Source organism: Streptomyces tauricus (genome assembly GCF_014650955.1).
GTDB lineage: Bacteria > Actinomycetota > Actinomycetes > Streptomycetales > Streptomycetaceae > Streptomyces > Streptomyces tauricus.
Map to the genome: position 1 here is coordinate 38,384 of NZ_BMVY01000010.1, position 19,232 is coordinate 57,615.

Annotated in this window: 17 protein-coding genes; 10 read left to right on the forward strand and 7 right to left on the reverse strand. The window is 70.6% G+C overall.

Features of this window, described 5'->3' with window-relative positions; genetic code table 11:
* Window positions 1-2: 2 nt before the first annotated feature.
* The 3 genes from IE278_RS17715 to IE278_RS17725 all read right to left on the reverse strand — a co-directional run bounded on the left by IE278_RS17715 (window position 3) and on the right by IE278_RS17725 (window position 2,930).
* Window positions 3-1,793, reverse strand: coding sequence for a glycosyltransferase family 2 protein (locus IE278_RS17715; protein WP_189773416.1), 1,791 nt, complete (start codon window positions 1,791-1,793; stop codon window positions 3-5).
* Window positions 1,794-2,295: 502 nt separating this feature from the next.
* Complete coding sequence (locus IE278_RS17720; protein ID WP_189773418.1) at window positions 2,296-2,589, reverse strand: MTH1187 family thiamine-binding protein; 294 nt, start codon at window positions 2,587-2,589, stop codon at window positions 2,296-2,298.
* The gene (locus IE278_RS17725) at window positions 2,586-2,930 is read right to left on the reverse strand and encodes a DUF3817 domain-containing protein (RefSeq protein ID WP_189773420.1); all 345 of its coding nucleotides are present in this window, start codon (window positions 2,928-2,930) and stop codon (window positions 2,586-2,588) included. The genes IE278_RS17720 and IE278_RS17725 overlap by 4 nt, the downstream gene beginning before the upstream one ends.
* A gap of 214 nt (window positions 2,931-3,144) precedes the next feature.
* On the opposite strand from IE278_RS17725, the gene IE278_RS17730 reads away from it, so the two are divergent.
* The 4 genes from IE278_RS17730 (at window position 3,145) to IE278_RS17745 (ending at window position 5,792) form a co-directional block, all read left to right on the forward strand.
* Window positions 3,145-3,777, forward strand: coding sequence for an AIM24 family protein (locus IE278_RS17730; RefSeq protein ID WP_189773728.1), 633 nt, complete (start codon window positions 3,145-3,147; stop codon window positions 3,775-3,777).
* Window position 3,778: 1 nt separating this feature from the next.
* Window positions 3,779-4,429, forward strand: coding sequence for an AIM24 family protein (locus tag IE278_RS17735; protein WP_189773422.1), 651 nt, complete (start codon window positions 3,779-3,781; stop codon window positions 4,427-4,429).
* Window positions 4,426-5,223 carry an AIM24 family protein gene (locus tag IE278_RS17740; RefSeq protein ID WP_107021268.1) on the forward strand — a complete coding sequence of 266 codons (798 nt, stop codon included), beginning with the start codon at window positions 4,426-4,428 and terminating at the stop codon, window positions 5,221-5,223. The genes IE278_RS17735 and IE278_RS17740 overlap by 4 nt, the downstream gene beginning before the upstream one ends.
* Window positions 5,224-5,315: 92 nt before the next feature.
* Window positions 5,316-5,792 carry a MarR family winged helix-turn-helix transcriptional regulator gene (locus IE278_RS17745; protein ID WP_189773424.1) on the forward strand — a complete coding sequence of 159 codons (477 nt, stop codon included), beginning with the start codon at window positions 5,316-5,318 and terminating at the stop codon, window positions 5,790-5,792.
* Between the two features lie 137 nt (window positions 5,793-5,929).
* Here IE278_RS17745 and IE278_RS17750 read toward each other — a convergent pair whose 3' ends face one another.
* Window positions 5,930-7,366: a sensor histidine kinase gene (locus IE278_RS17750; protein WP_189773426.1), complete on the reverse strand. Its 1,437-nt coding sequence runs from the start codon at window positions 7,364-7,366 to the stop codon at window positions 5,930-5,932.
* Complete coding sequence (locus tag IE278_RS17755) at window positions 7,363-8,031, reverse strand: response regulator transcription factor (RefSeq protein ID WP_189773428.1); 669 nt, start codon at window positions 8,029-8,031, stop codon at window positions 7,363-7,365. The genes IE278_RS17750 and IE278_RS17755 overlap by 4 nt, the downstream gene beginning before the upstream one ends.
* Window positions 8,032-8,204: 173 nt before the next feature.
* On the opposite strand from IE278_RS17755, the gene IE278_RS17760 reads away from it, so the two are divergent.
* Window positions 8,205-8,924, forward strand: a complete 720-nt coding sequence (locus tag IE278_RS17760) for a PepSY domain-containing protein (RefSeq protein ID WP_189773430.1) — start codon at window positions 8,205-8,207, stop codon at window positions 8,922-8,924.
* Window positions 8,925-9,188: 264 nt separating this feature from the next.
* Here IE278_RS17760 and meaB read toward each other — a convergent pair whose 3' ends face one another.
* Window positions 9,189-10,145 (reverse strand): methylmalonyl Co-A mutase-associated GTPase MeaB, encoded by a 957-nt coding sequence (gene meaB, locus IE278_RS17765; RefSeq protein ID WP_189773432.1) that lies wholly within the window; start codon window positions 10,143-10,145, stop codon window positions 9,189-9,191.
* Window positions 10,146-10,206: 61 nt separating this feature from the next.
* On the reverse strand, window positions 10,207-11,409 hold the full coding sequence (locus IE278_RS17770; protein ID WP_189773435.1) for an acetyl-CoA C-acetyltransferase: 1,203 nt from the start codon (window positions 11,407-11,409) through the stop codon (window positions 10,207-10,209).
* A gap of 148 nt (window positions 11,410-11,557) precedes the next feature.
* Here IE278_RS17770 and mce point away from each other — a divergent pair, with 148 nt between their 5' ends.
* The 5 genes from mce to IE278_RS17795 all read left to right on the forward strand — a co-directional run bounded on the left by mce (window position 11,558) and on the right by IE278_RS17795 (window position 19,203).
* Window positions 11,558-11,998 (forward strand): methylmalonyl-CoA epimerase, encoded by a 441-nt coding sequence (gene mce / locus IE278_RS17775; RefSeq protein ID WP_107021276.1) that lies wholly within the window; start codon window positions 11,558-11,560, stop codon window positions 11,996-11,998.
* 231 nt (window positions 11,999-12,229) lie between these two features.
* The gene (gene scy, locus IE278_RS17780; protein ID WP_189773437.1) at window positions 12,230-16,078 is read left to right on the forward strand and encodes a polarized growth protein Scy; all 3,849 of its coding nucleotides are present in this window, start codon (window positions 12,230-12,232) and stop codon (window positions 16,076-16,078) included.
* 183 nt (window positions 16,079-16,261) lie between these two features.
* On the forward strand, window positions 16,262-17,197 hold the full coding sequence (locus IE278_RS17785) for a coiled-coil domain-containing protein (RefSeq protein ID WP_107021278.1): 936 nt from the start codon (window positions 16,262-16,264) through the stop codon (window positions 17,195-17,197).
* A 229-nt stretch (window positions 17,198-17,426) separates the two neighbouring features.
* On the forward strand, window positions 17,427-18,428 hold the full coding sequence (locus IE278_RS17790; RefSeq protein WP_189773438.1) for an ABC transporter ATP-binding protein: 1,002 nt from the start codon (window positions 17,427-17,429) through the stop codon (window positions 18,426-18,428).
* A 4-nt stretch (window positions 18,429-18,432) separates the two neighbouring features.
* Window positions 18,433-19,203 carry an ABC transporter permease gene (locus IE278_RS17795; protein ID WP_189773440.1) on the forward strand — a complete coding sequence of 257 codons (771 nt, stop codon included), beginning with the start codon at window positions 18,433-18,435 and terminating at the stop codon, window positions 19,201-19,203.
* The last annotated feature ends 29 nt before the right edge of the window (window positions 19,204-19,232 follow it).

Here is a 19,232-nt window from a genome sequence, read left to right on the forward strand (position 1 = left end):
GCCTAACTACCTCCTGTCGTACTGCTGGAGACCGATCCCGCGGCGGCGCTGCCCGCGAGGGCCGGGGCGGGTTCCGCCGTCTCGCCGATCCGCACGGAGGGCACGAGGTGCCGGTCCGCCCTGCGGGCCCTGGCCCGGGTCGCGGTCCACACCGCCACCGGGGCCAGCGAGATGGCCAGCGCGAGGACCGCCCAGGTGCGCATGGCCGCGTGGGTGTGGTCGAGCACGAACGACGCGACCAGGGCCGACGTCAGGACGGCTGCCCAGAAGAGATGGATACGGAAGGTCGCGACGCGGTCGGGGCTGGTGTCGTCGCCCTTGGGGGTGATGACGAAACGGCTGGGACGGCGGACCAGGGCCGCCCCGAGGGACTTCAGATAGATGGGCGCGGAAAGAGCCGACATCGCCATGCCCGCAAGCCCTCCCGAGCCCTCCGGTTCGTGCGGGGAGACGTTGTGCCGCCGGTTCCACAGGTACAGGCCGACCTGGAGCGCCGCGGCGTCGCTGTAGAGCATCAGCCACATGGAGGCGGAGACCTGGGTGCCGGACGCCCCGAAGCACAGGAACAGCACGCAGCTCAGGATTCCCAGCAGCCAGTTGACGGCCGTCATCGGGTAGTAGACGAGCATCAGCGTGTACGAGAAGAGCCGCCCGGGCGGCATCGTGAAGGGTGCCTTCCAGTACTGCTTGAACAGCGTCTCGTAGGTGCCGCGCGACCAGCGCAGCTGCTGGGTGAAGAAGTCGGTCCAGGAGGCGGGGCCCTCACCGACCGCGAGTACGTCAGGGGTGTAGACGGACTCCCAGTGGTGACCGGTCCTCGGGTTACGGTGCCGGTGCATCTCGAAGCCGGACGCCATGTCCTCGGTGATGGAGTCGTACAGGCCGCCGATCTGTTTGACGGCCGCGATCCGTACGACGTTGTTGGTGCCGACGAACATGGGCGCGCGGTAGCGGTTGCCGGCGCGCTGGATCAGGGCGTGGAAGAGGAACTGCTGGGACTCGGCCGCCTTGGTGACGGGAGTGGTGTAGTTGCCGTACACCTGCGGGCCGACGACGAAGGCGACGTCCGGGTCGCGGAAGTAGCCCATCATCCGTTCCAGGAACTCCGGGAGCGGGACGTGGTCCGTGTCGACGGAGGCGAAGAAGTCGTATTCGCCGCCGTGCATCGCGATCCACGCGTTGTAGTTGCCGTGCTTGGTACGGGTCTTGTGGACGCCCTTGGGCCTGTTCCACTCGGGCACACCGTGCCGGGTGAAGTGCCGTACGCCGAGCTCCGCGCACAGGGCCTTCGCCTGTTCGTCGTCGCCCTCGTCGAGGAGCCAGACGTCCACCGGCCCCGTGTGGGTGACCTTGACGGCCCCTTCGAGGGTGGCGCGGACCATGGAGAGCGGTTCCTTGCCGGGGACGAAGGTGGTCAGGAAGGCGACCCGGGTGCCCTTGGCGGGGGTGACGGGGACCGGATCCCTGGCGACCATCGTCGCGTGGGCGATCGACACGACGTTGACGACCATGAAGAGCTCGATGAGGCCGATCGCCACGAGCATCGTGATGTCGAGGCCGACCAGCCAGCGGGCGCCGCCCTCGCGTTCCACCCAGTGGGTGGGCCACACGAGGTAGACCAGGAGAAGTCCTGTGAGCACCGGGGCGAGCGTCATGAGCAGGACGGCTCGTATTCGGTGGGGCTCGCTCGACAGGAGCTTGGTGTACTGCACCCGGTAGGCCGAGCCGGACGGCTCCGTGAGCGGTCCGGCCAACCTGCTGTGGGTGTCGTAGTCGTAGCCCTCCGGCCGCACAGCGCCCTCCAGTGCCCGTGATCGAACAAGCCGATACCCACACAAAAGTGGCATTACGTCGGCGTGTCGAACGGAGGGGGTCCAGGTGGGTGTTGCCTCCGGCGGTTAAACGGGGGGGGCACGCTGGCGGGTGCGGGTCGGCGGAGGCTGGGTGCGCAGTTCCCCGCGCCCCTATAAAGCGGCCGACAGGTGCGGGCCGACCGCGGCTAGGTGCGCAGTTCCCCGCGCCCCTGAAGACGGCGGTCGGGTGCGGGCCCGACTGCGGCTAGGTGCACAGTTCCCCGCGCCCCTTAAGGCGGCGGTCGTTTGTGGCTGGGTGCGCCGTTCACCGCACCCCTCGAAGCGGCGGTGGGCGGCTGCTTTCAGGGGCGCGGGGAACTGCGCGGCCAGCTCTCCCCGGGGCGCGGGCGAGACGTACCCGCCGCGTCACGCACCCCCAGGGGCGCGGGGAACTGCGCAACCGGCCCGCAGAGGACCCGTCCCACCGCGCGAGCGGCCCGCGTCAGCGTGACAAGTGGTGTTCCACCGTCGACACCTTGGACGTCAATCCGTCCGTGACGCCCGGTCGGATGTCGGCCTTCAGGACCAGGGACACCCGCGGCGCCCGCGCCTCGACCGCCGCCACGGCCCGCCGAACCACGTCCATCACCTCGTCCCACTCACCTTCGAGCGACGTGAACATCGCGTCCGTACGGTTCGGCAGCCCTGATTCACGAACCACCCGCACCGCGTCCGCCACGTACTCCCCCACGTCCTCCCCGACCCCCAGCGGCGTCACGGAAAAGGCGACGATCATGCGCCCACGATCCCCTCGTTGCGCGCGCGGGACGCGATGACCGCACGCTCGGCCTCACCCTTGAGCTTGCGCTCGGCGAAGAAGCCACCCGTCGGCAGCACGGACAGGACGAAGTACAGGGCCGCGGTCTTCAGCCCCCACTTCGCCCGGTTCCACGCGTCGGCCCAGAAGATCACGTACAGCACGAAGAGGATTCCGTGGACCATGCCCATCACCGGCACCGCGTTGAAGTCCGTGGTCCGCTTCAGCACCGAGCAGACGAGCAGCAGCAGGAACGAGACGGCCTCCGGGGCGGAGACCAGACGGAGGCGGCGGAGGGCGGAGGCGGTCTTGATGTCCACGGGTCACCTTCGGTGGGAGAGGGGAGGTCGGAGAGACGCCCGGTTTGTGAATGGAAGCACAAGCGTTCGCCCATTGTGGCATTGGAGTGCCGGCGGGCCGCCCCAGGGGTCCCGGCGTTCCGGGACCGGCCCCCTAGGGGAACGCTCCGGGTCGTTCTCCACCCGTGGGACCTGTCGGCGGAGACTTCCCGCCCGCTACCGTCACCTCGTGGCGATGTTCCGACTACAAGGCAGCAAGGTGCTGGCCGTCGACATGACCGGCGACGCCGTGAAGGCGAAGAACGGCTCCATGGTCGCGTACGACGGTCAGATGGCCTTCAAGAAACTCAGCGGCGGCGGCGAGGGCATCCGCGGCATGGTGACGCGCCGGATCACCGGCGAGCAGATGACCCTCATGGAGGTGAAGGGGCAGGGCACGTGCTGGTTCGCCGACCGGGCCAGCGAGATCAACCTCGTGAGCCTTCAGGGCGACAGACTCTTCGTCGAGTCGAGCAATCTCCTCGCGACCGCCGCGGGTCTGCGTACGGGCACGTCCTTCACGGGGCTCCGGGGCGCCTCGCAGGGCAACGGGCTCTTCACGACGACGATCGAGGGCCACGGCCAGGCCGCGATCATGTCGGACGGCCCGGCGGTCGTGCTGCGGGTCAGCTCGCAGTACCCGCTCACCGTCGACCCGGGCGCGTACATCGCGCACCAGGGCGATCTGCGGCAGTCCTTCCAGTCCGGCGTGACGTTCCGCACGTTCATGGGCGAGGGCGGCGGCGAGGCCTTCCAGATCCGCTTCGAGGGCGACGGAGTCGTCTACGTACAGCCCAGTGAGCGCAACTCGATCGCGGGAGACGTGTGACATGCCCTTCCGTGAGATCAACTCGAAGATGATCGAGGCCACCGTCGCACCGGGCCAGAAGCTGTTCAGCCAGCGCGGCGCGATGCTCGCCTACAAGGGCGAGGTCTCCTTCACCCCCAACCTGCAGAGCGGCCAGGGCGGGGTCATGTCGATGATCGGCCGTCGCGCCGCAGGCGAGGCGGCCCCCCTGATGACCGTGGAGGGCTCCGGCACGGTCCTGTTCGGGCACGGCGGCCACCACATCCAGGTGATCGGGCTGACCGGCGACACCCTGTACGTGGAGGCGGACCGGCTCCTGGCCTTCGACGGCACCCTGACGCAGGGCACGATGTTCATGGGTTCGCAGGGCGGGGTCATGGGCATGGTGCGCGGCCAGGTGACGGGTCAGGGCCTGTTCACCACGACCCTCAAGGGCCACGGCTCCGTCGCCGTCATGGCGCACGGAGGGGTCATCGAGGTCCCGATCACCCCGCAGCGCCCGGTGCACGTGGACCCGCAGGCGTACGTCGCCCATCACGGGGACGTCCGCAACAAGCTGTCCAGCGCGCTCGGTCTGCGCGATCTGGTCGGCCGCGGTTCGGGCGAGGCCTTCCAGCTGGAGCTGAGCGGCAGCGGAGCGGTGTACGTGCAGGCGTCGGAGGAGAAGCTGTGACCACCTACCCGGGCACGGGCCCCGTGATCCACGACCCGGCGACCCTGCCGGTCGACGACAACGTGAACGCGTACACCTTCTGTGTGGAGCTCAAGGGGAGCGAGTGGTTCCTGCAGAAGGGCAAGATGATCGCCTACTACGGCTCGATGGAGTTCAACGGCATCGGGCACGGCCGTCTGGACCGGCTCGTGCGAACGTCGTTCCATTCGCCGTTGCACGCGAGCGACTGGGTGGTGGCGTCCGGCTCGGGCAAGATGCTGCTCGCCGACCGGGCGTTCGATGTGAATTCCTTCGACCTGGAGGAGGGCAACCTGACCATTCGCTCGGGCAATCTCCTCGCTTTTCAGCCAAGTCTCGCGCTCAAGCAGTCGATCGTGCCGGGCTTCCTGACGCTCATCGGAACGGGCAAGTTCGTCGCCGCCTCGAACGGCCCCGTGGTGTTCATGGAACCCCCGATCCGGGTCGACCCGCAGGCCCTGGTCGGGTGGGCCGACTGCCCCTCGCCCTGCCACCACTACGACCACGGGTACATGACGGGCCTGATGGGCGGTCTACGTGCGATGACGGGGATCGGCGGGGCCTCCGGCGAGGAGCACCAGTTCGAGTTCGTGGGGGCCGGCACGGTGCTGCTGCAGTCCAGCGAGGCACTGATGGCGGAGCAGGCGGCGGGGGCGGTGCCGAACGAGCCGGGAGTACCCGGTGGCGGCGGGGTGCCAGGTCACCAGGGACAGCAAGGCGGCGCACCGCGTCTTCCCGGACAGCTGGGGGACCTCCAGCGTCGCTTCGGGCTGTGAGCGGTAGTCTGCAGAGTGTGACGTCGAACGTGTGCACGTCGTCACACCACCCTCACTAGTTCGCCTTTCAACCTTTTAGGTAGACTTGATTCATGGAGACCGAGACGGCCACCCGCTGGCTGACCGATGCGGAGCAGTGCGCATGGCGCACCCACCTGGAGGTCAACAGGCTGTTGACGTATCAGCTCGAAAGAGACCTCCAGCCGTTCGGCCTGACGATGAACGACTACGAGATCCTGGTGAACCTCTCCGAGTCGGAGGGCGTACGGATGCGGATGAGCGACCTCGCGTCCGCCACGCTCCAGTCCAAGAGCCGCCTCTCGCACCAGATCACCCGCATGGAGAACGCGGACCTGGTCCGGCGTGAGAACTGCGAGTCCGACCGCCGCGGTCTGTACGCGGTGCTCACGGACCACGGCATGGAGACGATGCAGAAGGTCGCACCCCATCACGTGGGCTCCGTGCGCCGCCACTTCATCGACCTCCTCTCGCCGGAGGCCCTGGAGGAACTCCACAAATCCCTGACCCCGATCGCAGAACACCTCCGGGGCCAACGGGGCCGCCCGTAACGCGCGCGGCGGCGCCCCCAAAGGGGCGCGGGGAACGGCGCAGTCTCTTGGTCTTTAGGGGCGCGGGGAACGGCGCAATCTTTCGCCGTCAGGGGCGCGGGGAACGGCGCGACCAGCCCCACCGGCCCGCAGGACCATCACCGTTCCCCCAGCGGAGCGGGAAGGCGGAGTTCGAACAGAGCTCCGCCCCCCGCCGCCTCCCGGACGCCCAGCGTCCCCCCGTGCCGCACGGCCACATCCCGGGCGATGGCCAGCCCCAGCCCGGCCCCGCCGTCATCCCGCGCACGGGCCTCGTCGAGCCGTACGAACCGCTCGAAAACCCGCTCGCGTTCCCCGGCGGGCACCCCCTCCCCGTCGTCGGCGACCTCAAGAACCGCCCAGTCCCCCACCCGCCGCACCCGCACGGCGACGGACGACCGCGTGTGCCGCTGCGCGTTGTCCAGCAGATTGCCGAGGACCCGCGCCAGCTGCCCGCGGGACCCGCTCACCTCGACGGCCTCCGCGTCCACGGACACGTCGACCCTGTCCCCGGCCCGCTTTCCGGCCTCGGTACGGACGAGTGCGGCCAGATCGAACCGCGCGTCGGCCGACCGCTCCCCCGCGTCCAGCCGGGCGAGCAGCAACAGGTCGGCGGCGAGCCGCTGGAGTCGTACGGTGTCCTCGACGGCCCCTTCCACGTCGAGCAGCTCCGGGTGTGCGGCGCCCACTTCGAGCTGGGTGCGCAGGGAGGCGATGGGGCTGCGCAGTTCGTGCGAGGCGTCGGCGACGAACGCGCGCTGCCGCTCCACCGAGGCCTCCAGGGCGGCGAGCGTCTGGTTCGTCGTCCGGGCGAGTCGGGCTATCTCGTCGTGGGTGCCGGGCTCGGGTACGCGCCGCGAGAGGTCCTCGGAGGCCGTGATGGCGGCCATCTCGGCACGGATTCCCTCCACCGGGCGCAGCGCCCGCCTCGTGACGACGTACGTCACCCCGCTGACCGTCACCAGCAGCAGGGGCAGGCCGATCAGCATGGCCGTCAGCGCCGTGCCGACGGCGCCCTGTTCGGCGGAGAGCGGCGCGCCCGCGTAGACGGTGAGCGGGACACCTCCCTTCGTGACCACGTCGACCCCGGCGAACCGGTAGTCGTCCGTCTCCCCCTCGACGGTCGCGGTGCCCTCGCCGTACCAGGTCTCGTCGGCGATGTCGCCGGCCTCCAGCGCGTCCTCCTCGTCCGCCACTCCCTCGTCCGTGTCGCCGGCGTCGTCGTTGGCGACGGAGTTCAGCCGCTGCGATTCTTTGGCGACCACGCTCATGCCCTCGACGTCCTCGCCGGAGGCGACTGCCTTCCCCTTCCGGTCCAGGACCTCGACAGGGTTCTCGTCGCCGTCCGGCAGGTCGAGGTCGTTGTACGCGAACCCGTTCGACAGCGCCGAGGCGGCGTTGCGGGCCACCGAGTCGGCCTCGGTGTCCGCCTGGCCGATGAGGCTGGCCCGCAGCGCGAACAGCACGGCGGCACCGGCCGCGACCAGGGCCACGGCGACGACGAGGGTCGCGGCGAGCGTGGCGCGGGCCCGTACCGATCTCATGCGCCGCCTCATGCCCGCACCTCCAGCCGGTACCCGGCCCCGCGCACGGTCCTGATGAGCTCCGGGCCGAGCTTGCGGCGCAGGGTGCTGATGTACACCTCGACGATGTTCGGGTCCCCGTCGTACGCGAAGTCCCAGACGTGCTCCAGGATGTCGGCCTTCGAAACGACCTCCCCGGCCCGCACGGCGAGCTGTTCGAGCACGGAGAACTCCTTGGTGGTCAGGGTGATCTCGTCGTCCGCGAGGAACACCCGCCGGGAGGCGGTGTCGACCTTCAGGTTCCCGACCTCGTACACGGGTGAGGCTCCGCCCGCCGGGCCGCGCCGCCGCAGCAGCGCCTTCACCCGGGCCACGAGGACGACGTACGAGAACGGCTTGGTCAGATAGTCGTCGGCGCCCGTGTCGAGGCCCTCGGCCTCGTCGTACTCGCCGTCCTTGGCCGTGAGCATCAGGATCGGCACGTCGTTTCCCGCGGAGCGCAGGGCGCCGCACACCCGGTAGCCGTTCATGCCGGGCAGCATGATGTCGAGGATGACGAGGTCGTACGAGCCCTCGCCGGCCATGTGCAGCCCCTCCAGGCCGTCGTGGACCACGTCGACGGCGTACCCCTCGGCCGTCAGGCCCTTGGCGAGCGACAGGGCGAGCCGCTTCTCATCCTCCACGATCAACAGGCGCATGCGTAAAGAGTCGCAAACCGAACCTGAAGAAGCCTTCAGGGTGCTTCAGGTCCGCTTCAGCGTCGGTCGGCCACCTTGGTTCCTGTCGAGCAGCAGACGAGGCACACAAGCCACCTGCAACCGGCGACACCATCCGTTACTGGTTGCAGCCAGTCGCATTCAGGAGGAATCTCATGAAGCGCAACATCGTCATCGCCACCGTCACGGCCGCTGTCCTGATCGGCGGCGGCACCGCGACCGCCATCGCGGTCTCGGGTGACGACGAGGCGCCGACGACGAAGTCCGACGTACGGGCGTCGAACGACGACACGGGCCGTGACGACGACACGGACGCCAACGACGCGGACGACAACGACGCCGACGACCGGGCCGAGGATCAGGCCGAGGACCAGGCCGCGCGGGACTCCGGCGAGGACGCCGAGGACAAGGCCGAGAACGCCGCCGACGCCAAGGTCGCGAAGGTCGACGCCGCCGACGCGATCGAGGCGGCGCTGCAGAAGACGGCCGGCACGGCGGTCTCGGCCGACCTCGACGACGAGGGCACGAAGCACGTGTGGGACGTGGACATCCTCACGAACGGCGGCGCCTGGCACAGTGTCCAGGTCGACCCGGCCACCGGCAAGGTCGTCGGCTCCCACGTCGACCGGGACGACGACGGTGACGACGCCGCCGAGACCGCGCAGATCCGGGCCGCTCTGAAGGGCAGTTCCGTCACCGCCGCCGAGGCCGCGGAGGCCGGTGCCGCCAAGGGCACGGTGACGTCCGTCGACCTGGACGAGGAGAGTGCCGACAAGGCGTGGGAGGTCGACACCACCGCCGCGAACGGCACCGGCAGTGACTGGAGGGTCGACACCGGCTCCGGCAAGATCACGGCGGACCGCACCAACGACTGACGCCTCCCCCGGCAGGCAGCAGGGGCACCCGCGACCGGGTGCCCCGCACCGGCGTCTCCTCGCCCCCGCCGCCCCTACCCGTTCCCGTCCCGCATGGGGGCTGCGCCCCCTCGCCCCCGCAATCGCGCTGACGCGCTCGTCCTCAAACGCCGGACGGGCTGAAGGACTAGCCCCTCCGGCGTTTGAGGAGCGGGGGTTCGGGGGCAGCGCCCCCGAGTACGTGACGGGAACGGGTAGGGGCGGCGGGGGCGAGGAAAAGGGCTCTCAGGTGCCGGTCAGGTTCTGGATCAGGGAGTCCGCCGCCTCGTAGGGGTCCAGGTCGCCGGCGACGATCCGGTCCGCGAGCGCGCTCAGGCGCCGGTCCCCGTGCAGGTCACCGATCCGCGCCCGCAGCGCCGTGACGGCGATCGTCTCGACCTCCCGCGCCGCCCGGGCGAGCCGCCGAGCGGCAAGCTCCCCCCGCTCCTCCATCCACGCCCGGTGCTTCTCCAGCGCCTCGACGACCTCGTCGATACCCTCCCCGCGCGCGGCCACCGTCTTCACGATGGGCGGCCGCCAGTCCCCCGGCCCACGGGACTCGCCGAGCCCGAGCATGTGGTTCAGCTCACGGGCCGTCGCGTCGGCCCCGTCCCGGTCGGCCTTGTTGACCACGTACACGTCGCCGATCTCCAGGATTCCGGCCTTGGCGGCCTGGATGCCGTCGCCCATGCCGGGGGCGAGGAGCACCACGCTCGTGTCCGCCTGGGAGGCGATCTCGACCTCGGACTGGCCGACGCCGACGGTCTCGACGATGACGACGTCGCAGCCGGCCGCGTCCAGTACCCGTACGGCCTGGGGCGCGGCCCAGGCGAGCCCGCCGAGGTGTCCGCGGGTGGCCATCGAGCGGATGTAGACGCCGGGGTCCGAGGCGTGGTCCGACATCCGGACGCGGTCGCCGAGCAGCGCGCCGCCTGAGAACGGCGACGACGGGTCGACGGCGAGGACGCCGACCCGCTTGCCCTGCCGTCGGTAGGCGGACACGAGCGCCGACGTCGAGGTCGACTTGCCGACACCCGGTGACCCCGTGAGGCCGATGACGTACGCGTTGCCCGCGAGCGGGGCCAGCGCGGCCATGACCTCGCGCAGTTGCGGGGACGCCCCCTCCACCAGGGAGATCAGCCGGGCCACGGCCCGCGGCCGGCCTTCCCTGGCCGCGGCCACCAGCGAGGGGACGTCCTGCATCACAGCTCCGTTCACTAGATCAGCCGGCGGATACGCCAGCCGGCTCCCGATTACGTGTGCGTCAGGCCTTCGGGACCCGCACGATCAGTGCGTCGCCCTGGCCGCCGCCACCGCACAGCGCCGCCGCGCCCACGCCGCCGCCGCGCCGCTTCAGTTCGAGGGCGAGGTGCAGGACGAGCCGGGCGCCGGACATGCCGATCGGGTGGCCCAGCGCGATGGCGCCGCCGTTGACGTTCACCTTTTCCGTGGACACGCCGAGATCCTTCATTGACTGGACCGCGACGGCGGCGAAGGCCTCGTTGATCTCGATCAGGTCAAGATCCTCGACGCCGATGCCCTCCTTCTTGAGGGCGTGCTGGACGGCGTTCGACGGCTGCGACTGCAAAGAGTTGTCGGGTCCCGCGACGTTTCCGTGGGCGCCGATCTCCGCGATCCAGTCGAGGCCGAGCGCCTCGGCCCTGGCCTTGCTCATGACGACGACGGCGGCGGCGCCGTCGGAGATCTGCGAGGCCGAGCCCGCCGTGATCGTGCCGTCCTTGGTGAAGGCGGGGCGCAGCCTGCCGAGCGATTCGGAGGTGGTCTCGCCGCGGATGCCCTCGTCCTGGCTGAAGACGACGGGCTCGCCCTTGCGCTGCGGGATCTCGACCGGGGTGATCTCCGCCTCGAAGGTGCCGTTCTTCTGGGCGGCGGCGGCCCGCTGGTGCGAGAGGGCCGCGATCTCGTCCTGCTCGGGCCGCAGGATGCCGAGCCGCGTGTTGTGCTTCTCGGTCGACTCGCCCATGGCGATGTTCTCGAAGGCGTCGGTCAGCCCGTCGTGCGCCATCGCGTCGAGCATCTCGATCGCGCCGTACTTGTAGCCCTCCCGGGACTTCGGCAGCAGGTGGGGGGCGTTGGTCATGGACTCCTGGCCGCCCGCGACCACGATGTCGAACTCACCGGCGCGGATCAGCTGGTCGGCGAGCGCGATGGCGTCGAGACCGGACAGGCACACCTTGTTGATCGTGAGCGCCGGGACGCTCATCGGGATGCCCGCCTTGACGGCGGCCTGGCGTGCCGGGATCTGCCCTGCCCCGGCCTGGAGCACCTGGCCCATGATCACGTACTGCACCTGGTCGCCGCCGATGCCCGCACGGTCGAGGGCGGCCTTGATCGCGAATCCACCGAGGTCGGCGCCCGAGAAGGACTTGAGGGAGCCGAGCAGCCGCCCCATCGGGGTGCGTGCACCCGCAACGATGACGGAGGTGGTGTTGTTCGTTCCAGACATGAGGAGCGATCCCCTTCCAGCTTGCACAGCCGAGGAGTGAACGAGGGTTTACCAAAGAAGGTACTGAGCGGTAGGCCAGCCGTCATCCGGCCCGTCGTGTGATCGCGCGCACGTTGCGTAACCGCCGTCGGAGCGCTGCACTGACAGCATGCTGACGCGAATCGACCACATCGGGATCGCCTGTTTCGACCTCGACGCGACCGTCGAGTTCTACCGGGCCACATACGGCTTCGAGGTGTACCACTCCGAGGTCAACGAGGAGCAGGGCGTGCGCGAGGCCATGCTCAAGATCAATGAGACGTCCGACGGCGGCGCCTCCTACCTGCAGCTCCTGGAGCCCACCCGCGAGGACTCCGCGGTCGGAAAGTGGCTGGCCAAGAACGGTGAGGGCGTACATCACATCGCCTTCGGCACGGCGGACGTGGACGCCGACGCGGCCGGCATCCGGGACAAGGGCGTACGCGTGCTGTACGACGAGCCGCGCAGGGGTTCGATGGGCTCCAGGATCACCTTTCTGCACCCGAAGGATTGCCATGGCGTCCTGACAGAACTGGTCACTTCGGCGCCAGTTGAGTCACCTGAGCACTGACCTCCGTATATCTGGGCCGGTAGGGTTGGGCACGGCCGTCGCCTCCATGGGGCGGTCCGGGTCCTCATCGTCAGGATCCGAGGGCCGGGGTCCAGGTTTCGGGGGACGAGCGTCGGGGGAGCAGCCCTTGCTCCGCCGTTGATCTGACACCATTCCCCGGGGGCCCTGTCCGGCGGATGGACGGTGCTCGTTTGGAGAGACTTGCGACCAGGGGACGGATGGGACCGCGCAGTGCGGGGCTACGAACGCCAGGAGCGAGAGCCGGCGGCTGACGTCGACCACCTCTCTCGGTTCGAGGCCGAGATGGAACGGCTGAAGACCGAGCGGGAGAAGGCCGTCCAGCACGCCGAGGACCTCGGCTATCAGGTCGAGGTGCTGCGCGCCAAGCTGCACGAGGCGCGCCGCAGTCTGGCGACCCGGCCTGCCTACGACAGCGCCGACATCGGCTATCAGGCCGAGCAGATGCTCCGTAATGCGCAGGTTCAGGCAGATCAGCTGCGCCAGGACGCGGAGCGGGAGCTGAGCCAGGCCCGCGCGCAGACGCAGCGGATCCTTCAGGAGCACGCGGAGCAGGCCGCCCGTCTCCAGGCGGAGCTGCATCAGGAGGCGGTCACCCGTCGCCAGCAGCTCGACCAGGAGCTGGCCGAGCGCCGGCAGAGCGTCGAGTCGCACGTCAACGAGAACGTGGCGTGGGCCGAGCAGCTGCGGGCCCGCAGCGAGCAGCAGGCCCGGCGGCTGGCCGACGAGTCGCGCAGCGAGGCCGAGCAGGCCCTCGCCGCCGCCCGCGCGGAGGCCGAGCGGATCACGGGAGAGGCCCGCCAGCGGCTGCAGAGCGACGCCGAGCGGGCGCGTGCGGAGGCCGAGGCGCTGCTGCGCCGGGCCCGCACCGACGCCGAGCGGCTGCTGAACGCCGCGTCGACGCAGGCCCAGGAGGCCACCGAGCACGCCGAGCAGCTGCGCAGTTCGACCGCGTCCGACTCGGACGCCGCCCGCCGTCAGGCCGGCGAGCTGAGCCGCGCCGCCGAACAGCGCATCAACGAGGCCGAGGCGGCGCTGCGCGAGGCGCGGGCCGAGGCGGAGAAGGTCCTCGCCGAGGCCAAGGAGACCGCGGCCAAGACGCTCGCGAGCGCGGAGTCGGCGAACGAACAGCGCACGCGTACGGCCAAGGAGCAGGTCGCCCGGCTGGTCAGCGAGGCCACCAAGGAGGCCGAGTCCACCAAGTCCGAGGCCGAGCAGGTCGTCGCGGACGCCCGTACCAAGGCCGAGAAGATCATCGCGGAGGCCGAGGAGAGCGCCCGCAGCCTCACCGCCGAGGAGACCGCGTCCCAGCTCGCCAAGGCGGCCCGTACCGCCGAGGACGTCCTGAACAAGGCGTCCGAGGACGCCAAGGCGACCACCAGGGCCGCCGCCGAGGAGGCCGAGCGCATCCGCGCCGAGGCCGAGGCGGAGGCGGACCGGCTGCGCGCCGAGGCGCACGACATCGCCGAGCAGCTCAAGGGCACGGCGAAGGACGACACCAAGGAGTACCGCGCCAAGACCGTCGAGCTGCAGGAGGAGGCGCGCCGGCTGCGCGGCGACGCCGAGCAGCTGCGCGCGGACGCCAACGAAGAGGGCGAGCGGATCCGCTCCGAGGCCCGGCGCGAGGCCGTCCAGCAGATCGAGGAGGCGGCCAGGACCGCCGAGGAGCTGCTGTCCAAGGCGAAGGCCGACGCGGACGAGCTGCGGTCGAACGCCACGACGGAGAGCCAGCGGGTCCGCACCGAGGCCATCGAGCGCGCGACGACGCTGCGCCGGCAGGCCGAGGAGACCCTGGAGCGCACCCGCGCGGAGGCCGAGCGGCACCGCACGGAGGCCGTCGAGCAGTCCGAGGAGATCAAGGCGGAGGCCGAGCGGGCCGCCGCGGAGCTGCACGAGGACACCGAGCGGGCCATAGCGGCCCGGCAGGCCGAGGCGGCCGAGGGGCTGGCGCGGCTGCACACGGAGGCCGAGGAGCGCCTCGCCTCCGCCGAGCAGGCGCTGACCGACGCGCGGGCCGAGGGCGAGGCCATCCGCCGCGAGGCCGCCGAGGAGATCGACCGGCTGCGCGCCGAGGCCGCCGAGCGGATCCGTACGCTCCAGGCGCAGGCCGAGACGGAGGCCGAGCGGCTGCGCACGGAGGCCGCCTCGGACGCGTCCGCGTCGCGTGCCGAGGGCGAGGCCATCGCCGTACGGCTGCGTTCGGACGCCGCGGTGGAGGCCGAGCGGCTGAAGTCGGAGGCGCAGGACACCGCCGACCGCGTACGGGCGGAGGCGCAGGCCGCCGCCGAGCGGCTGGCCACGGAGGCCGCCGAGGCGCTGTCCGCGGCCCAGGAGGAGGCGGCCAGGCGCCGCCGCGAGGCCGAGGAACTGCTCGGTGCCGCGCGCCAGGAGGCCGACCAGGAGCGCGAGCGGGCCCGCGAGCAGAGCGAGGAGCTGCTGGCCTCGGCGCGCAACCGCGTGGAGGAGGCCCAGACCGAGGCCGTACGGCTGGTCGAGGAGGCGGACCGCCGGGCGACCGAGATGGTGTCGGCCGCCGAGCAGACCGCCCAGCAGGTGCGCGACGCCGTGGCCGGGCTGCACGAGCAGGCCCAGGAGGAGATCAACGGCCTGCGCAGCGCCGCCGAGCACGTGGCGGAGCGCACGCGCACGGAGGCGCAGGAGGAGTCCGACCGGGTCCGCGCCGACGCGTACGCGGAGCGGGAGCGGGCGACCGAGGACGGCAACCGGGTCCGGCGCGAGGCGCGGGAGGAGGCGGAGGCCGCCAAGTCCCTCGCGGAGCGCACGGTCGCGGAGGCCATCGCGGAGTCCGAGCGGCTGCGTTCGGACGCCTCGGAGTACGTACAGCGGGCGCGGACGGAGGCCTCGGACGCCATCGCGGCGGCCGAGCAGGACGCCTCGCGCTCCCGGGCCGAGGCACGGGAGGACGCCAACCGCATCCGCTCGGACGCGGCGACGCAGGCGGACACCCTCATCACCGAGACGACGGCCGAGGTCGAGCGGCTCACCGCCGAGACGAACCAGGAGGCGGAGCGCGTCCGCGCCGAGTCCGTCGCGAAGGCCGAGAAGCTGATCTCGGACGCGACGGGCGACGCGGAGCGGCTGCGCGCCGAGGCGGCCGAGACGGTCGGCACCGCGCAGCAGCACGCCGAGCGGATCCGGTCGGAGGCCCAGCGCTTCAAGGCCGAGGCCGCCCAGGAGGCCGACCGCCTCATGTCGAACGCACGCGACGAGGCCGACGACACCCTGGACAAGGCGCGCAAGGAAGCCAACAAGCGGCGTTCCGAGGCGGCCGAGCAGGTCGACAAGCTGATCACGGAGACGACCGCCGAGGCCGACAAGCTCCTCTCGGAGTCGCAGCAGGCCGCGCACAAGACCACCGCGGACGCCGAGGCACAGGCCGACACGATGGTGGGCGCCGCGCGCAACGAGGCGGAGCGGCTGCTGTCCGAGGCGACGGTCGAGGGCAACTCCCGGGTGGAGCGGGCCAGGGCGGACGCCGACGAGCTGCTGGTCGGCGCGCGCCGGGACGCGACGGCCATAAGAGAGCGCGCCGAGGAGCTGCGCGACCGGATCACCGGCGAGATCGAGGAACTGCACGACCGGGCCCGCCGGGAGTCCGCCGAGACGATGAAGGCGGCGGGCGATCGGTGCGACGCGCTGATCAGGGCCGCCGAGGACCAGCTCAAGGAGGCCGAGGCGAAGGCCAAGGACCTCGTGTCGGAGGCCGGTTCGGAGGCGAGCAAGGTCCGGATCGCCGCGGTGAAGAAGGCCGAGGGGCTCCTCAAGGAGGCCGAGCAGAAGAAGGCCGCGCTCATCGCCGAGGCCGAGGCGATCAGATCCGAGGCGGTGCGCGAGGCGCGGGCCGCGGTCGAGGAGGGCAAGCGCGAGCTGGAGGTGCTGGTCCGCCGTCGGCAGGACATCAATGCCGAGATCTCCCGTGTCCAGGACGTCCTGGAGGCGTTGGAGTCCTTTGAGGCGCCGTCGAGTGGCAAGGACGGGGGCGTCAAAGCGGGCGCGGCGGCCGGTGCGACCCGTTCGGGTGGCAAGCCGTCCGAGGGCTAGCCAGATGGGCAACTTCCGTGCATGCCGGGGGGCTTCGGTGAAGCTCCCTGGCAAGCGTTCCGGCCGTTAGCCACCAAAAAGGGTGTCATTCTCCATATCAATCGGGCTACTGCTCGATGACACACCGTTTTGGCCCCTAGGATTCCACCTATCACCTCACCGGTCTCATTCGACAGGAACCCCATGAGCGACACTTCCCCCTACGGCTTCGAGCTTGTGCGGCGTGGGTACGACCGCGCTCAGGTGGACGAACGCATTTCGAAGCTCGTCTCCGACCGTGACAGCGCTCTGGCCCGTATCACTGCTCTCGAGAAGCGCATCGAGGAACTCCATCTCGAAACGCAGAACGCCCAGGCCCAGGTAAGCGACGCCGAGCCGTCGTACGCCGGCCTCGGTGCCCGCGTCGAGAAGATCCTCCGCCTCGCCGAGGAGGAGGCCAAGGACCTGCGCGAGGAGGCCCGCCGCGCGGCGGAGCAGCACCGTGAGCTGGCCGAGTCGGCAGCCCAGCAGGTGCGCAACGACGCAGAATCGTTCGCTGCGGACCGCAAGTCCAAGGCGGAGGACGAAGGCGTCCGGATCGTCGAGAAGGCCAAGACGGACGCCTCGCAGCTCCGTCAGGAGGCGACGAAGGACGCGCAGTCGAAGCGCGAGGAGGCGGACGCCCTCTTCGAGGAGACCCGCGCGAAGGCCGCGCAGGCCGCCGCCGACTTCGAGACGAACCTCGCCAAGCGGCGCGAGCAGTCCGAGCGTGACCTGGCCTCGCGTCAGGCCAAGGCCGAGAAGCGTCTCGCGGAGATCGAGCACCGTGCGGAGCAGCTTCGGCTCGAGGCCGAGAAGCTGCGTACGGACGCCGAGCGTCGTGCTCGTCAGACCGTCGAGACGGCTCAGCGGCAGGCCGAGGACATCGTCGCCGACGCGAACGCGAAGGCCGACCGGATCCGGTCCGAGTCCGAGCGGGAGCTCGCGGCGCTCACGAACCGGCGTGACTCGATCAACGCGCAGCTCACGAACGTGCGCGAGATGCTCGCGACGCTCACGGGTGCGGCTGTCGCCGCGGCGGGTTCGCCCGCCGAGGACGAGCCGATCACCCGCGGGGTGCCGGCTCAGCAGTCCCGCTAGACGCCGGCCCGCTCGGCGCCGGCCCGGCACGGGTCGGGTTGAGGCTGTGGGGATCTGCGGGCCGGCCACGGCTGGTCGCGCAGTTCCCCGCGCCCCTGAAAAGGGCTGTGGCTGGTCGCGCCCACGCGGCGGAGCCGCACATCCATACAGCCCCGCGCCTCTTCGGGGGCGCCATCCGAGCCCCCTGCCTCCAGTGGCAGGGGGCTTTGTCGCGTTTTAGCGTGGGCGCATGATCGAGGTTGCGGGGCTGACCAAGCGGTACGGCGAGAAGATGGCTGTGAATCAGCTGACGTTCGCAGTGCGGCCCGGGATCGTCACCGGGTTTCTCGGGCCGAACGGGGCCGGGAAGTCCACGACGATGCGGATGATGCTCGGGCTCGACCGGCCGACCGCGGGGGACGTCCGGATCGACGGGCAGCACTACGACCGGCTCAAGGACCCGCTGACGTACATCGGCGCCCTCCTCGACGCCAAGGCCATGCACGGCGGCCGCAGCGCCTTCAACCACCTGCTGTGCCTCGCGCAGAGCAACGGCATCCCGCGCAGCCGGGTGCACGAGGTCCTCGACACCGTCGGGCTCACCGCGGTGGCGAAGAAGAAGGCCAAGGGCTTCTCGCTCGGCATGGGCCAGCGGCTCGGTATCGCGGGCGCGCTGCTCGGCGACCCCCGGATCCTGATGTTCGACGAGCCGGTCAACGGGCTCGACCCCGAGGGCATCCACTGGATCCGGAACCTGATGAAGTCCCTCGCCGCCCAGGGCCGTACCGTCTTCGTCTCCTCGCACCTGATGAGCGAGATGGCGCTGACCGCCGACCATCTCGTCGTGATCGGCCAGGGCAGGCTGCTCGCCGACACGTCCATGGCCGACTTCATCCGGGAGAACTCCCGGTCGTACGTACGCATCCGGTCGCCCCAGCGCGAGCTGCTGCTCGACGTGCTGCACCGGGCCGGGATCATCGTCGTGGAGAACGGCGTCGGGACGCTGGAGGTGGACGGGCACCGGCCCGAGGACATCGGCGAGCTGGCCGCACAGCACCGGATCGTGCTGCATGAACTGAGCCCCCAGCAGGCCTCGCTGGAGGAGGCCTTCATGCAGCTCACGGCGGAGTCGGTGGAGTACCACGCGCACACCGACACCCCGCTGGGCGCCGCGCCACCGCCCCTCCCCGGCGAGCAGCCGGGACCGCCGGCGCCGGGCCCCCAGTGGGGCGACGACTGGAAGAAGGGCTGACTCCATGGCCGCGACCCAGGTGCTGAGGTCCGAGTGGACCAAGATCCGGTCGGTGGCGTCCACGCTGTGGACGCTGAGCCTCGCCGCCGTGGTGACCGTCGTGCTCGGTGTGCTGATCTCGCTGCTGTCCAAGAACGAGTTCGACAACATGAGCGCGAAGGACCGGCTCTCCTTCGACCCGACCTACATCAGTTTCGCCGGGATGAGCCTCGGCCAGCTGGCGATGATCGTGTTCGGTGTGCTGGTGGTGTCCAACGAGTACAGCACCGGCATGATCCGCACCTCCCTGTCCGCCGTCCCGCAGCGCGGCACGTTCCTGTTCGGCAAGATGGCGGTGGCGACCGTACTCGCCTTCCTCGTGGGCATCGTGACCAGTTTCGTCGCGTTCTTCCTCGGCCAGGCGATGCTCGGTTCGCACAAGGCGGCGATCGGCGACCCGGGTGTCCTGCGCGCGGTCATCGGCGGCGGCCTCTACATGACCCTCATCGCCGTCTTCTCGATGGGCGTCGCGACGATGCTCCGCAGCCCGATGCTCTCCCTCGGCATCCTGATGCCGTTCTTCTTCCTGATCTCCGCCGTCCTCGGCAACGTCTCCGCCACCAAGAAGATCGGGCAGTTCCTCCCCGACCAGGCCGGCAGCAAGATCATGCAGGTGGTCACCCCGCTCGACGACGACGTACCGTACGGGCCCTGGGGAGGGCTGGGCATCATGGTGCTGTGGGTCGTCGTCGCGGTGATCGGCGGATACGTGCTGCTGAAAAGGCGCGATGCGTAGCGTGCGGTTTTTTACCCGCTCTTGAAGGG

Coding starts and splice junctions, on each gene's coding strand:
- IE278_RS17790 (WP_189773438.1), top strand. CDS start 17,427: ATGATCGAGGTTGCGGGGCTGACCAAGCGGTACGGCGAGAAGATGGCT.
- IE278_RS17745 (WP_189773424.1), top strand. CDS start 5,316: ATGGAGACCGAGACGGCCACCCGCTGGCTGACCGATGCGGAGCAGTGC.
- IE278_RS17720 (WP_189773418.1), bottom strand. CDS start 2,589: ATGATCGTCGCCTTTTCCGTGACGCCGCTGGGGGTCGGGGAGGACGTG.
- IE278_RS17770 (WP_189773435.1), bottom strand. CDS start 11,409: ATGTCTGGAACGAACAACACCACCTCCGTCATCGTTGCGGGTGCACGC.
- IE278_RS17735 (WP_189773422.1), top strand. CDS start 3,779: ATGCCCTTCCGTGAGATCAACTCGAAGATGATCGAGGCCACCGTCGCA.
- IE278_RS17795 (WP_189773440.1), top strand. CDS start 18,433: ATGGCCGCGACCCAGGTGCTGAGGTCCGAGTGGACCAAGATCCGGTCG.
- IE278_RS17750 (WP_189773426.1), bottom strand. CDS start 7,366: ATGAGGCGGCGCATGAGATCGGTACGGGCCCGCGCCACGCTCGCCGCG.
- mce (WP_107021276.1), top strand. CDS start 11,558: ATGCTGACGCGAATCGACCACATCGGGATCGCCTGTTTCGACCTCGAC.
- IE278_RS17785 (WP_107021278.1), top strand. CDS start 16,262: ATGAGCGACACTTCCCCCTACGGCTTCGAGCTTGTGCGGCGTGGGTAC.
- meaB (WP_189773432.1), bottom strand. CDS start 10,145: ATGCAGGACGTCCCCTCGCTGGTGGCCGCGGCCAGGGAAGGCCGGCCG.
- IE278_RS17760 (WP_189773430.1), top strand. CDS start 8,205: ATGAAGCGCAACATCGTCATCGCCACCGTCACGGCCGCTGTCCTGATC.
- IE278_RS17755 (WP_189773428.1), bottom strand. CDS start 8,031: ATGCGCCTGTTGATCGTGGAGGATGAGAAGCGGCTCGCCCTGTCGCTC.
- IE278_RS17730 (WP_189773728.1), top strand. CDS start 3,145: ATGTTCCGACTACAAGGCAGCAAGGTGCTGGCCGTCGACATGACCGGC.